The sequence below is a fragment of the Arthrobacter terricola genome (assembly GCF_004354015.1).
In the GTDB taxonomy this organism is placed as follows: domain Bacteria; phylum Actinomycetota; class Actinomycetes; order Actinomycetales; family Micrococcaceae; genus Arthrobacter; species Arthrobacter terricola.
Window position 1 is genome coordinate 60,764 of the sequence record NZ_SMRU01000017.1, and the last position, 12,698, is coordinate 73,461.

Here is a 12,698-nt window from a genome sequence, read left to right on the forward strand (position 1 = left end):
GCCTGGAAAGAACGCGAACACGGGCGCAGTCCCGGCTTGGCCCTAGAGCGCCTGGCCCGGGGTCTGCGCCCGTTGTGCGTGATAGGCGAGGATCTGCAGTTCGGTGGCCATGTCCACTTTGCGCAGGTTCACGTGCGGCGGGACTTGGAGTAGCACGGGGGCGAAACTGAGGATGCTGCGGATGCCGGCATTGATGACCCTGTCACAAACGTCCTGGGCAACCGCGGCGGGCAACGCCAGGACCACCATGTTGGTGCCGGTCCGCTGCAGGACCAATTCGAGGTTCGCGGCGTCGCTGACCCGCAACCACCCGACTTCGTTCCCGATGACCATGGGGTCCGCGTCAAGGATCGCGACGACGTCGAAACCCCGCGACTCGAATCCCCCGTACCGGGCCAGCGCCTTGCCCAGGTTACCGGCGCCTACGATTGCGACCTTCCAGTCGTGCGTGAGGCCGAGCGCGGCCGCGATGTGCCGGCTCAGGTACTGGACCTCATATCCCACGCCGCGGGTTCCATACGATCCGACATATGAGAGGTCCTTGCGAAGAGTGGACGAACTCACGCCGGACGCTTCCGCCAACGCATCGGAAGAAACACGCTCAACACCTTCGGCAAGGAGCGAATTCAGCGCGCGCAAATAGAGCGTCATCCGGGCCACGGCCGCGGGCGGTATCTGCTTGGAAGCAGAGTCCTTGTCCCCGGGCACAGCCTCGGCGGACGGTTCCAGCGCAGTCACGTTCTTCTCCATTGCGTTGCTTTGTTTCCCACTCTATTGCCAACAAAGCACCGGGCGCATGTTTAGGCGGCCAAGGCCTTCTTGAGCACCCTCTCCAATCGCGCCTCATCGATTTTCCAAAAATCGCGCTGGATTCCGTCGACGAAAACCACCGGAATCTCTTCCGCGTACTGCTCGCGAAGTGCCGGGTCCGCGTCGATGGACTGTTCAGTCCACCCAAGCCCGAGGCTGGATGTGACGCGCTCGACGGCGGCACGCGCCGCGGTGCACAGGTGGCAGTCAGCCTTGGTGAGGAGTACAACGTCGGGATGTGGCATGTTTCAAAGGTAACCGGGCGTTGCGCCAGCGTCGAACACGGCCGCACGCCAGGCGGCCAGGCCGCCGTCGGGCTCTGTTCAAAAAGTCCGACGCGACCACGCTGGACGGCAGCGGGCCGGGCAAGTGACTAGACTCGTGGCATGCCCGACGAGAAGAACACCGCTGTGGCCACTGTGCCGGCTGCCACGCAGCAACACGGCGAAGCCGCATTCTTCGACGTCGATAACACGCTGATGAAGGGCGCCAGCCTCTTCCATGTGGCCCGGAAGATGTACGAGCGGAAGGCGTTCACGCTCACCCAGGCCGCCGGCTTCGCATGGAAACAATTCAAGTTCATCTTGCGTGGCGAAAACATGGAGGACGTCCATGCGGTTCGGGATTCTGCCCTGACCCTCGCGGCCGGGATCAAAGTTTCCGAAATTACGGCGCTGGGCGAAGAAGTCTACGACGAAATGATCGAGTCCAGGATCTGGCCGGGAACCAAGGCTTTGGCCGAACAGCACCTGCGCGTCGGGCGGAAAGTCTGGCTGGTGACCGCCACTCCGATCGAGGTTGCCAGCGTGATTTCCACCCGCCTTGGCCTGACGGGCGCCCTGGGCACCGTGGGTGAAATCAAAGACGGCGCCTTTACCGGCAAGCTTGTGGGCGAAATCCTGCACGGAACCGCCAAGGCAGTTGCGGTGCAGGGTGTCGCGGACCGGGATGGCCTGGATCTCACACGCTGCTGGGCATACAGCGATTCGCACAACGATATCCCCCTGCTGACCCTGGTAGGCCACCCTGTGTGCATCAATCCCGATGCCCGACTGCGCCGCCATGCCAGGGAGAACAACTGGCCCGTCTACGACTTCCGCTCAGGCCGACGCGCCGCCACCTTCGGCCTCAAGGCTGCCACCGTGGGCGGCGCGGTGTATGGATTGTGGCGCGGGTTCTCGAAATTCCGCGGGCCACGCCTCTAGCCTTCGCTCCTCCTCGCGACGCGCATCCGGTTTCGCGACGCCAAGAATGCCTTTCGCGCCAGGGAATTCCCGTGTCGAAAGTCATTCTCCGCTTCGCCAGCCAACATCGGCGTCGCGAAGCCAAGCCCCGCGTCGCCACGCCAGCCCCGCGTCGCCACGCAAAAATGCCCGCCGCCTCAGAAGGCGACGGGCATTTACGCTTTGTGAAGTATTCCTACTTCTTGTTGCGGCGCTGGTGGCGAGTCTTGCGAAGCAGCTTGCGGTGCTTCTTCTTGGCCATACGCTTGCGGCGCTTCTTAATAACTGAACCCACGAAAGTTCCTTACCAACTAGATGAAAGGTCCTGTCTGTTGGAAAAGGTCCGCGGACAGAGCAGCAGACTAAACAACTGACAGATTCTTACAATGACGTAAAACGTTCCTTAACAGGGTACCGCCTATCGAGGGCACCCAATGACCGTTGGCCCGGCCGGGAACCAGCAGGACCTAAGCGGTCTCCGAGTTTCCGTCGACCACTGCACCCTTGAGGTACTGGTCAACTGCTTCTTCGGGGACACGGAATGACCGCCCGAAACGGACGGCCGGCATGTCACCGGAGTGGACCAGGCGGTACACGGTCATTTTGGAAACCCGGAGGACTTCGGCAACCTCAGCCACGGTCATGAACCGCGCGTTCGAGAAGTTAGTCTCTGCGGACATTCTCCATATTCCTTTGCTCTCAGCGATAGACGGCGAACCCCAGCATTCATAACCTGGTGTGCCGATGCTGAGCCATCAAACAACCATGTGCTAGATACTCTAGAGGCTGCTGGTACCAAAGTGAAAGTCTTTCGGCCGAGAGTCCGCAGATCGGAATCGCTAGGCAGCGGCTCCCAAACGGCGCTTCCGCGAAGATGCCGCGAGTTGGTCCAGGACGGACACCGTCACGTCCCATTCCATGCAGGCGTCAGTGACGCTTTGGCCGTACACGAGCGGCTGGTCGCCCAGGACCTGCCGCTCGACGTCGAGGTTCTGCGCCCCGCCCACAAGGAAGCTCTCCAGCATGACGCCGGCAATCGCCGTCGTCGGATCCGCTTCCAGCTGCGCGCCGATTTCCAAGGCGACTTCCGCTTGGCGGTGGTGGCTCTTGCCGCTGTTGGCATGGCTCGCATCGACGATCAGCCGCGGGTTCAGCCCCTTCACTGAGAGTTTCTCCGAGGCCGCGGCGACGTCGTCGGCGGAGTAGTTGGGGCCCTTGCGTCCGCCTCGCAGGATCACGTGGGTATCCGGGTTGCCGGCGGTCGCCACGAGGGCGGCCCGGCCGTCGCCGTCGATCCCGAGGAACGCTTGGGGCGCCGCGGACGCACCGCAAGCATCGATCGCCACCTGGAGGTCGCCGTCGGTCCCGTTCTTGAAGCCGATCGGCATGGAAAGCCCGGACGCGAGCTGGCGGTGGATCTGGCTTTCCGTGGTGCGGGCTCCGATGGCGCCCCAAGCCACGAGGTCGGCCATGTACTGGGGACTGATGGGCTCAAGGAATTCAGTAGCCGTCGGCAGGCCGAGGGCCGTGACCTGTCGGAGGAAGCCGCGAGCGGCACGCAGACCCGCGGCGATGTCGTGGCTGCCGTCAAGGTGGGGATCGTTGATGAGGCCCTTCCAGCCGACGGTGGTGCGCGGCTTCTCGAAGTAGGCCCTCATGACGATCAGGAGGTCTTCCTTGTGCCGCTCGGCCTGGCTGACCAGCCGGCGGGCGTATTCCAGGCCGGCCTTCGGATCGTGGATGGAGCATGGGCCCACGATGACCAGGAGGCGGTCATCCACGCCGTCCATGATGGCGCGCACTCCGTCGCGTCCGCGTTCGACGACGGCAGAAGACTTCGCATCCAGCGGCAGTTCGGCAATGAGCTCCTGTGGGGACGGCAGCGGTTCGAAGCGGCTGACGCGCAGGTTCGACGTCGATTGCGCTGCCGCGTTTTCGTCGAGGCGGTGTGTGTCGGGCTCTGCGGCGATGCTGGTCATGAAAGGGGTCCTGTCCTGAAGAGGAGCGGACCCTGCTCAGAGCCCGCCTGGAAATGGCGAAGGGCAGAGAATGATCTCTGCCCTGTTGGCTCTGAAGGAAAGTTGGATGCGTGTCAGTTAGACGCGGGCCCCTCCAGAGCCAACGAAAAATACGCATACCAACGCTTAGTCATAGGCACACCATAGCGCCCGGCATTGCTCCCCGCAAAATCGCGGCCGCGTAGGCTCCGACCTGGCTGAGCTCTGGCTCGCGTACGCCGCGTGGCGCATTGTGGAGTCCTGAACAGCGGTATCGGTTGCGAAATGCAACGACATCAAGGGAAAACGTTTCCCGGCGGGCTATAAACTCATGTCAGAACAAAAGTCGCCGCGGCCCTGATCCGGGCGCGGCAACGGCCTTCCGGAAAGGAAACCATGGCAGGCAGGGCAACGACGCGGCGGGTGGGCATCGCAGATGTCGCATCCATGGCCGGCGTCTCGCATGCCACCGTTTCCCGCGTCATGAACGGTAACACCACGGTGGACGCCGTTATCGCCGAGCGCGTCCGCGCCGCGGCCAAGGAACTGAAGTACAAGCCGAATCCCGTGGGCCGAAGCCTTGCCCTGGGAAAGACGGACACCATCGGCATCGTGGTTCCCGACTTGTCCAACCCCACGTTCCAAGCCATCCTCCGCGGGCTCAGCATCGCCGCCGCCCGCGATGGGTACCGTGTCCTGATCGCCGATTCCTCCGAGGTCAGGAGCGAAGAGGCCATCCTCGCCAGCGAAGCCAGGCGTCGCTGCGACGGCGTGGTGCTTTGCGCTCCCCGGATGAGCGACGCCGAACTTGAGGAACTCGCCCCCACGCTCCATCCGCTCGTCCTCATCAACCGGACCACCGATTCCGTCCCCACGCCAAGCCTCGTGGTGGACTACGGCAAGGGAATCCAGGAGCTCGCAGCCCACCTCGTTGAGCTAGGGCACCGCAAGCTCGCTTACCTGACCGGCCCGGACCGCAGCGCCTCTAACGTCCAGCGGCTCCGGGGCCTCGAGAATTTCAAGCTGGACTATCCAGACATCGACCTCCAGTATTTGCCCGGAGGAAACACGTACGACGCCGGATTCGAGTCGAGCGACGTCGTCGCCGCATGCGGGGCCACAGGAATCCTCGTGTTCAACGACGTCGCGGCCATGGGCCTCCTCAGCGGCCTGAATGAACGCGGAATCCGCGTGCCGGAAGACCTGTCCCTCACAGGCTTCGACGACATGCCTTTCGCCCGGTATACGATGCCGCCCTTGACCACCGCCGCTGTGCCCATCTCGGACCTCGGTGACCTTGCGTGGCGCCGCATGCGGGACCAGATACAGAGCAATGACGCCGCGACCCCCACCAACTACTTCCCGCCGCGGATCGAACTCAGGGGCAGCACGGCCCCACCGGTCACGCGGTAGTTTCCGCAGGATCCTGCCCTAGTCCGGCCTCCCGGTAGTACCCCTCGATATGGGCCGCCACCAGCTCAGCCGCCCGGCCGCCGTCGTGATGGTTCACGGCCGCCAGGATGGCGCGGTGCTCGCGCCGCAAGCGGTCCGCCGTGCTGTCCCAGTCGGGCAGGTTTAAGGTGAGGGCAGCCGCGTAGCCCTCGATCGCTTCGCGCAACGAACCCATGATGGTGCTCACCACGGCATTCCCCGCGGCTTCGGCCAGCGCCAGATGGAAGGCGACGTCCAGTGCGAGGAAGTCGTCGACGGCGGTGCTCGCGTCCATCCGGTCCAGGAGCCTTCCGGCTTCCAACAGTTCCGGGGCGTCGGCGCGGGCACGGGAAACCGCCCAGGATTCGAGCAGGATGCGGGTCTGGACGATGTCCGCCACCGGCAAATGCTGCGTGGCGACGTGCAGGCGCAGCGCGGAACCAAGGGCTGTTCCCGGTTCCGCGATCACGATGGTTCCGGCATCCTTCCCGGAGCCGACACCTGCCCGTACCACGCCCATTGCCTCGAGGATCCTGATGGCCTCCCGCACCGAAGTCCGCGAGACTTCCAGTTTTTCGGCCAGCGCACGTTCCGCGGGAAGGCGTCCGCCGAGGACCAAGTGGCCATCGGACAGTTGCTTCTCGATCCACGCCAGGACGAGCTCGTGCGTTCTCATGGATAAATAGTAGTTGATGTGGTTGGACCACATGGAATAGAGTGTGGTCCAACCACACGTTGCAACTCCGGAGACCACCATGACGCAGACCGCCCAGCCCGCCCCCACTCACACTGGCGGCACCCCCGCCGCGCCCAGCCCGCAGCCCCGTGCCGCCGTCGTCGGGCTCCCTCCCGCGCTCAAGCGCCGGGTCCCCAAATACTCGGACCTCGCCCCGCTCATGAAGTTCAAGAAGCCGGAATTCAGCAACGCCGCCAGGCTTCGACGCGCCTCCACCATCTGGGAACTCCGCGACCTTGCCAAGCGCCGCACGCCCCAGGCACCGTTCGACTACACCGACGGCGCCGCCGAAGCGGAAATCACCCTGCGACGCGCACGCCAGGCTTTCGAGGACATTGAATTCCGCCCGGGCATCCTGCGGGACGTCTCCAGCATCGATCTCCGCACCGACATCCTCGGCAAGGAATCCGCCCTCCCATTCGGCATCGCGCCCACCGGCTTCACGCGCATGATGCAGTCCGAAGGTGAGTACGCCGGCTCGCAAGCCGCCGAGGCCGCCGGCATTCCATACACGCTGTCCACCATGGGGACCGCTTCCATCGAGGACGTGGCGGCGGCCGCGCCGAACGGGCGGAACTGGTTCCAGCTGTACTTGTGGACGGACCGGGACCGCTCGCTGGAACTCATCGAGCGCGCCGCCAAGGCTGGAAACGATACCCTCATGGTCACGGTGGACACCGCCGTCGCGGGCGCCCGCCTGCGGGACGTGCGTAACGGTATGACCATTCCCCCGGCACTGACCGTGAAGACCGTCCTGGACGCGTCGTACCGTCCCGCCTGGTGGTTCAACTTCCTCACGCACGAGCCGCTGACGTTCGCCTCGCTCTCGCGCTACACCGGCACAGTGGCAGACCTCATCAACTCGATGTTCGATCCCACCCTGACCTTCGACGACCTTGACTGGCTGCGCGAAACCTGGAAGGGAAAGCTCGTGGTCAAGGGCATCCAGACTGTCGAGGACGCGCGCAAGGTAGTGGATCACGGTGCGGACGGCGTGGTCATTTCCAACCACGGTGGCCGCCAACTGGACCGGGCGCCCATCCCCTTGCACCTCGTCCCCGACGTCGCTGCCGCGCTGGCCGCGGACAACAGCGACGCCGCGATCATCCTGGACACCGGCATCATGAGCGGGGCCGACATCATCGCGGGATTGGCCCTCGGCGCTGACTTCGCGTTGATCGGCCGCGCCTACCTCTACGGACTCATGGCAGGTGGCCGGGCCGGCGTGGACCGCACCATCCAGATCCTGGAAAAGGACATGGCCCGCACCATGGCCTTGCTGGGGGTCACCAAGCTCTCGGAACTCAACCCGGACCACGTGCGGCTCCTGAACAAGTAGCCCCCTCCTCCGGAGGCTGAGGGGTTACTTCTTCCGGCCGAACTTCGGCAGGGTGGGAAGGTTCGGGAGGTTGGCCAGGAGGTCCGCGGCCTTCGTGGCGGCGCGGCCCACTGTGCGACCGATCTGTTGCGGAACGGTATCGTCAGCCCCCGCCGGAAGTTCGACGGCGACAGGGGCCGCATCAGCCAAGCGCCCGACGGCGGTGGCCGCCGGAAGCGCGACCAGCGGCTCTCCGTCGGGCTGGGTGTGCGCCTTGCGGCTGGGACTGTGAGCGGAAACGCCCGGGTGCGCGACACTCCGCGAGCGGGAAATGGACTCCGGAGCGGGTGCTTCGACGGCAGGCTTGGCCGAGCCGACGTCGAACGTCGCCAACCAGCTGGCGACGCCGGCGAGCGGCTTCGGATTCAAGGTGTAGTAGCGCTTTTGCCCTTGGGCGCGCATGCTGACGAGATCTGCCTCGCGGAGCACTTTCAAATGCTTCGAAATGGTGGGCTGGCTCGCTTCGAGCTCTTCCACCAGTTCCCCCACAGCTTTGTCGCCGGAGCGGAGTGAAACCAGGATGTCTCGCCTGGTTGCCTCCGCAATGACGGCAAATACGTCGTCAGTCACCATGACACCCACCCTAGCGACATATACGCCAAAAGGCATCAACTATTTCGAGTAGGTACCCGTAAGTGAATACACCGCTCCGGGAGCCTGCGTAGTCGAGCTAGTCGAACCACGGATCGAGCCCGTAATACGGGAAGATTTCCTTGCGGGTGGCGATGACCGTGCGGTCCACAGCGTCGGCGGGGTCGTATCCCACTTCCCACGAACGCCACCACGTATCCACGCCATCGCCCATCAACTCAGGCGCCGATTCCCCGTAACGTTCACGGACATAGCTGCGGAATTCCTGCGGGACCGGGGCGGACAACTGCACGGGATGCTGGGCCACTATGCCGATCAGGTGGCTCCAGGTCCGCGGCACCACTCCGGTGATGTCGTAACCGCCTCCCCCGGTGGCGATCCAGCGGTTCTCGCAGAACCTGGCAGCAAGGCCCGCGACGGCGTTGGCGGCTTCGCGCTGCCCGTCCACGCTGAGGTTGAGGTGCGTGAGGGGGTCGAGCTTGTGGGAGTCGCAACCGTGCTGGCTCACGATGACCTCGGGTTCGAAAGCCTGCACGAGCTGGGGCACCACGGCATGGAACGCCCGCAGCCACCCGGCGTCTCCGGTCCACGCAGGCAACGCCACGTTCACGGCTGTACCCAGGGCGTCCGGACCTCCGATCTCGTTCGCGAAGCCCGTCCCGGGAAACAGCGAGATCCCGCTTTCATGCAGGGAGATCGTCAAGACCCGGGGGTCGTTCCAGAAAATGCTCTGGGTGCCGTCGCCATGGTGGGCGTCCACGTCGATGTACGCGACTCTCGCGACGCCGCCGTCGAGCAGCCTCTGGACGGCGAGGGCGGCGTCGTTATAAATGCAGAAGCCGCTGGCCCGGTCACGCGCGGCGTGATGCAGGCCACCACCGAAATTGACGGCCCGCACGGCCGTCCCGGACAGAACCGCTTCGGCGGCCAGCAGCGAACCGCCCGCGAGCCGGGCACTCGCCTCGTGCATTCCGGCGAATGCGGGGTCGTCCTCGGTGCCCAGCCCGCGGTCCGGTTCCGGCGTCGTCGGGTCCGCACTGACGCGCCGCACCGCGGCGACATATTCGGCGCTGTGGACGGCCTGGAGTTCGACGTCGGACGCGAGGCTTGGTGCCTCCACAGACACATGTGCCAAATCGAACAGTCCGAGCGCCCTTGCGAGTCTGGCGGTCAGTTCGAGGCGCTCAGGGGCCATAGGGTGCGAGGGGCCGAAATTGTACGCAGTCATGGCGGGATCCCACGCGACGGTCGTTGGCAGCGCGGACGGATGGAGGCCGGACCAGGAAGTCATCAATGACAGGCTACCCGAGCGACGAGGGCTGTCGGCCCCGTCCCGGCTGTACTTTAGTGGTTTACTACTCAAGAAAGCAGAATCAATCGACCAGAAGCGAACAGCACTGCCATGACTCAGAGCCAGTCGAGGTCCGCGGACCCGGCCAGCTGGCAATCCGTCCAGCCGGAACGGGGAGGCCTGTGGATCTTCACGGGTATCCGTGACTTTATCGACAACATCGCCAACACCTCACCGGCGCGTCTGGCGCTCACGGCGTTCGGCCTCGCGATCTTCCTGTTCACTGGATTGCTCTCCCTCCCCGCAGCCTCGGTGGACGGATCAGTCACACCCCTCCACCAGGCGTTGTTCACCGCCGTCTCGTCGGTGTGCGTCACCGGCCTGACGGTGGTCTCGACGGCGGCCCACTGGACATTCTTCGGCCAACTCGTCATCCTCGTGGGCATCTTCGTGGGCGGTTTGGGAACCCTGACCCTCGCCTCGATCCTCGCGCTCATGGTCAGCAAGCGACTCGGCGTCCGGGGCAAGCTCATCGCCCAGGAAGCCATGAATGCCGGCCGGCTCGGCGAAGTGGGTACCCTGCTCCGCATCGTCATCACGACGTCCGTGGTGATCGAAGCCTTCCTCGCCCTGGCCCTGATACCGCGGTTCATCATCTTGGGTGAAAACTTCTGGATGGCCGTCTGGCACGGCGTGTTCTACTCGATTTCCTCGTTCAACAACGCCGGTTTCACCCCGCACTCCGACGGAATCGTGCCCTACGAGACAGACTTGTGGATCCTCGTTCCCCTCATGGTCGGCGTATTCTTTGGAAGCCTCGGCTTCCCCGTTGTGCTCGTGCTTCAGCAGAACGGCCTGAACTGGAAAAAGTGGAACCTGCACGCCAAGCTGACCATTCAGGTTTCCCTGATCCTCCTGGTTGCCGGCGCTGCGCTTTGGGGCCTGATGGAGTGGGACAACACCCGCACCATTGCCAACATGAGCCTTGGCGACAAGATCACACATTCCATCTTCGCCTCTGTCATGACGCGGTCCGGCGGCTTCAACCTGGTTGACCAAGGCCAGATGGAACCCACCACCAGGCTCCTGTCCGACGCCTTGATGTTCGCCGGCGGCGGTTCGGCGTCGACGGCGGGCGGCATCAAGGTGACAACGGTTGCCGTCATGTTCCTCGCCATCGCGGCCGAGGCCCGGGGCGACGCCGACGTGAAGGTCTACGGGCGCACCATCCCCCAAGGCACCATGCGGGTGGCGATCTCCGTGATAGTTGCCGGCGCAACGCTTGTTGCCGTTTCGGCCCTGCTGCTCCTCCAGATCAGCGGCGCTTCCCTTGACCGGGTCCTGTTCGAAACCATTTCCGCCTTCGCCACGGTCGGCCTCGGCACGAACCTCAGTGCCGAGCTACCGCCGTCGGGCGTTTATGTCCTGTCGGTCCTAATGTTCGCGGGCCGCATCGGCACCATTACCCTCGCCTCCGCCTTGGCCCTCCGCCAGCGCAGCCAGCTCTATCACTACCCCGAAGAAAGGCCGATCATTGGCTAAAACATCAGGCGCCCCCAACCGGCCGGCGCACAACGCGCCCGTGCTGGTCATCGGCCTTGGCCGCTTCGGTTCAGCCACCGCGGAACAGCTCGTGAAGCAGGGCCGCGAAGTCCTTGCGATCGAACGGGATCGGAGCCTGGTCCAGACCTGGGCATCCGTCCTGACCCACGTCGTGGAAGCCGATGCCACGAATATCGATGCGCTCCGCCAGTTGGGCGCCCAGGAATTCAGCTCCGCCGTGGTGGGCGTGGGAACGTCGATCGAGTCCTCAGTGCTGATCACCGTGAACCTCGTGGACCTGGGAATCGAGCACCTCTGGGTCAAGGCGATCACGCCCTCGCACGGAAAGATCCTCACCCGGATCGGCGCCAACCACGTCATCTACCCCGAGACCGACGCCGGTGTTCGTGCCGCCCACCTCGTGTCCGGACGCATGCTGGACTTCATCGAGTTCGACGACGACTTTGCCATCGTGAAAATGTATCCGCCCAAGGAGACCGTGGGGTTCACCTTGGACGAATCCAAGGTCCGGTCCAAATACGGTGTGACAATCGTGGGAGTGAAGTCCCCTGGCGAGGACTTCACGTATGCCCGGCCCGAGACCAAGGTTTCCGGCCGCGACATGCTGATCGTGTCCGGCCACGTGGACTTGCTAGAGCGCTTCGCCGCCCGCCCCTAGCCTGCCCGCCCCGCCCGGCGAGTTCCAGAGGGTTAGCCGAGTTGCTTCGTGATTTCCGCGGCCCGGGCTGCTGCGGCGCGGGCGCCGTCGGCGATGATCGAAGGGATGCCGCCTTCGTTGAAGGCCGCGATGGCACGCTCCGTGGTGCCGTTCGGACTCGTCACGGCAATGCGGAGGGCTGTGGGGTCCGCCCCCGGCTCGGCGAGCATGAAACCGGCACCTGCAACCGTCTCTCGCGAAATCTTGAGGGAAAGCTCCGGATCCAGGCCGAGTTCGACGCCGGCAGCCGCCATGGCCTCGGCGAGGTAGAACGCGTAGGCAGGGCCGGAACCGCTGATGGCGGACAAGGCATCCACTTGTTCCTCCGGGATCTCCACAACAGTGCCTGCGGCCGCGAGGACGTCCTTCGCCTGCTGGAGTTGTGCATCCGTGCAATTGGTTCCGGGAGAGACCGAGACAACGCCGCGGCCAAGCTTGGCAGGGGTGTTGGGCATGGTGCGGATGACCGGCTGTCCCGCAGGCAAGGCTGCCTCCAACTGGGCAATGGACACGGCTGCGGCAACACTGATCACAATGGTGTTCTTGCCGAGCGCCGGGGAAATCTCGCGCGCGAGGTCGGCGATTCCCACAGGCTTGACGCCGAGGATGACAACGGACGCTCCCTTGGTGGCGAGTTTGTTGTTATCCGGTTCCTCGACACCGGCAATGGCCATGACGCCGTGACGTTCAGCCAGTTCGGCGGCCCTTTCAGCGCGGCGCACGGTGGCGACGACGTCCGAAGGATCCGTGCCGGCAGCGAGGAGGCCACCCAAAATGGCCTCGTTCATGGACCCACAGCCAAGGAATGCGATTCGGTTGCTCATGGCTCCATGATGCCAGTTCGACGCGTCCGCCGCAGTCGGGCCAGGATTCCCAGCTTGTTCACAAGGTTATTGCAGGCTGCGCCCAACATTGATCCGTAACTTAGTTATTACCTCATTGAGGGTGCGAGTGATGAGGCGGGCATGGGGATGTCCGCCC

Annotated in this window: 14 protein-coding genes; 5 read left to right on the forward strand and 9 right to left on the reverse strand. The window is 64.4% G+C overall.

Translation table 11 applies throughout. The features are described 5' to 3' along the window. Window positions 1–42: 42 nt before the first annotated feature. Both E1809_RS14980 and E1809_RS14985 read right to left on the reverse strand, forming a co-directional pair. Window positions 43–750 carry a redox-sensing transcriptional repressor Rex gene (locus E1809_RS14980; RefSeq protein WP_133205043.1) on the reverse strand — a complete coding sequence of 236 codons (708 nt, stop codon included), beginning with the start codon at window positions 748–750 and terminating at the stop codon, window positions 43–45. Window positions 751–800: 50 nt separating this feature from the next. Beyond that, window positions 801–1,055: a glutaredoxin family protein gene (locus E1809_RS14985; protein WP_133205044.1), complete on the reverse strand. Its 255-nt coding sequence runs from the start codon at window positions 1,053–1,055 to the stop codon at window positions 801–803. 141 nt (window positions 1,056–1,196) lie between these two features. Between E1809_RS14985 and E1809_RS14990 the strand changes: the two genes are divergently transcribed. Then, window positions 1,197–2,015: an HAD family hydrolase gene (locus tag E1809_RS14990; protein ID WP_133205045.1), complete on the forward strand. Its 819-nt coding sequence runs from the start codon at window positions 1,197–1,199 to the stop codon at window positions 2,013–2,015. A gap of 214 nt (window positions 2,016–2,229) precedes the next feature. Here the strand turns inward: E1809_RS14990 and E1809_RS14995 are convergent, their stop codons facing one another. The 3 genes from E1809_RS14995 to E1809_RS15005 form a co-directional block, all read right to left on the reverse strand. Next, window positions 2,230–2,328 carry a 30S ribosomal protein bS22 gene (locus E1809_RS14995; RefSeq protein ID WP_003792170.1) on the reverse strand — a complete coding sequence of 33 codons (99 nt, stop codon included), beginning with the start codon at window positions 2,326–2,328 and terminating at the stop codon, window positions 2,230–2,232. Window positions 2,329–2,500: 172 nt separating this feature from the next. Beyond that, entirely contained in the window at window positions 2,501–2,713 is a 213-nt protein-coding gene (locus E1809_RS15000) for a helix-turn-helix domain-containing protein (RefSeq protein ID WP_133205046.1), read from the reverse strand. A 159-nt stretch (window positions 2,714–2,872) separates the two neighbouring features. Then, the gene (locus tag E1809_RS15005) at window positions 2,873–4,012 is read right to left on the reverse strand and encodes a 3-deoxy-7-phosphoheptulonate synthase (protein ID WP_133205047.1); all 1,140 of its coding nucleotides are present in this window, start codon (window positions 4,010–4,012) and stop codon (window positions 2,873–2,875) included. Between the two features lie 414 nt (window positions 4,013–4,426). On the opposite strand from E1809_RS15005, the gene E1809_RS15010 reads away from it, so the two are divergent. Next, a complete protein-coding gene (locus tag E1809_RS15010) occupies window positions 4,427–5,443 on the forward strand; it encodes a LacI family DNA-binding transcriptional regulator (RefSeq protein ID WP_133205048.1) in 1,017 nt (338 codons plus the stop codon). Here E1809_RS15010 and E1809_RS15015 read toward each other — a convergent pair. After that, window positions 5,433–6,137: a FadR/GntR family transcriptional regulator gene (locus E1809_RS15015; protein ID WP_133205049.1), complete on the reverse strand. Its 705-nt coding sequence runs from the start codon at window positions 6,135–6,137 to the stop codon at window positions 5,433–5,435. The genes E1809_RS15010 and E1809_RS15015 overlap by 11 nt on opposite strands. Before the next feature lie 79 nt (window positions 6,138–6,216). Here E1809_RS15015 and E1809_RS15020 point away from each other — a divergent pair, with 79 nt between their 5' ends. After that, window positions 6,217–7,536, forward strand: coding sequence for an alpha-hydroxy acid oxidase (locus E1809_RS15020; RefSeq protein ID WP_285895700.1), 1,320 nt, complete (start codon window positions 6,217–6,219; stop codon window positions 7,534–7,536). A 24-nt stretch (window positions 7,537–7,560) separates the two neighbouring features. On the opposite strand, the gene E1809_RS15025 is transcribed toward E1809_RS15020, so the two are convergent. Together E1809_RS15025 and E1809_RS15030 are read right to left on the reverse strand one after the other, a co-directional pair. Beyond that, entirely contained in the window at window positions 7,561–8,148 is a 588-nt protein-coding gene (locus tag E1809_RS15025) for an ArsR/SmtB family transcription factor (protein ID WP_133205050.1), read from the reverse strand. Window positions 8,149–8,245: 97 nt separating this feature from the next. Continuing rightward, complete coding sequence (locus tag E1809_RS15030; RefSeq protein ID WP_133205051.1) at window positions 8,246–9,457, reverse strand: acetoin utilization protein AcuC; 1,212 nt, start codon at window positions 9,455–9,457, stop codon at window positions 8,246–8,248. A gap of 111 nt (window positions 9,458–9,568) precedes the next feature. Here E1809_RS15030 and E1809_RS15035 point away from each other — a divergent pair, with 111 nt between their 5' ends. Together E1809_RS15035 and E1809_RS15040 are read left to right on the forward strand one after the other, a co-directional pair. Beyond that, the gene (locus E1809_RS15035; RefSeq protein WP_133205052.1) at window positions 9,569–10,999 is read left to right on the forward strand and encodes a TrkH family potassium uptake protein; all 1,431 of its coding nucleotides are present in this window, start codon (window positions 9,569–9,571) and stop codon (window positions 10,997–10,999) included. Window positions 11,000–11,039: 40 nt separating this feature from the next. Beyond that, complete coding sequence (locus E1809_RS15040) at window positions 11,040–11,678, forward strand: potassium channel family protein (protein WP_205754201.1); 639 nt, start codon at window positions 11,040–11,042, stop codon at window positions 11,676–11,678. Window positions 11,679–11,710: 32 nt separating this feature from the next. Here the strand turns inward: E1809_RS15040 and proC are convergent, their stop codons facing one another. Then, window positions 11,711–12,541: a pyrroline-5-carboxylate reductase gene (proC, locus tag E1809_RS15045; RefSeq protein WP_133205054.1), complete on the reverse strand. Its 831-nt coding sequence runs from the start codon at window positions 12,539–12,541 to the stop codon at window positions 11,711–11,713. Window positions 12,542–12,698: the final 157 nt, after the last annotated feature.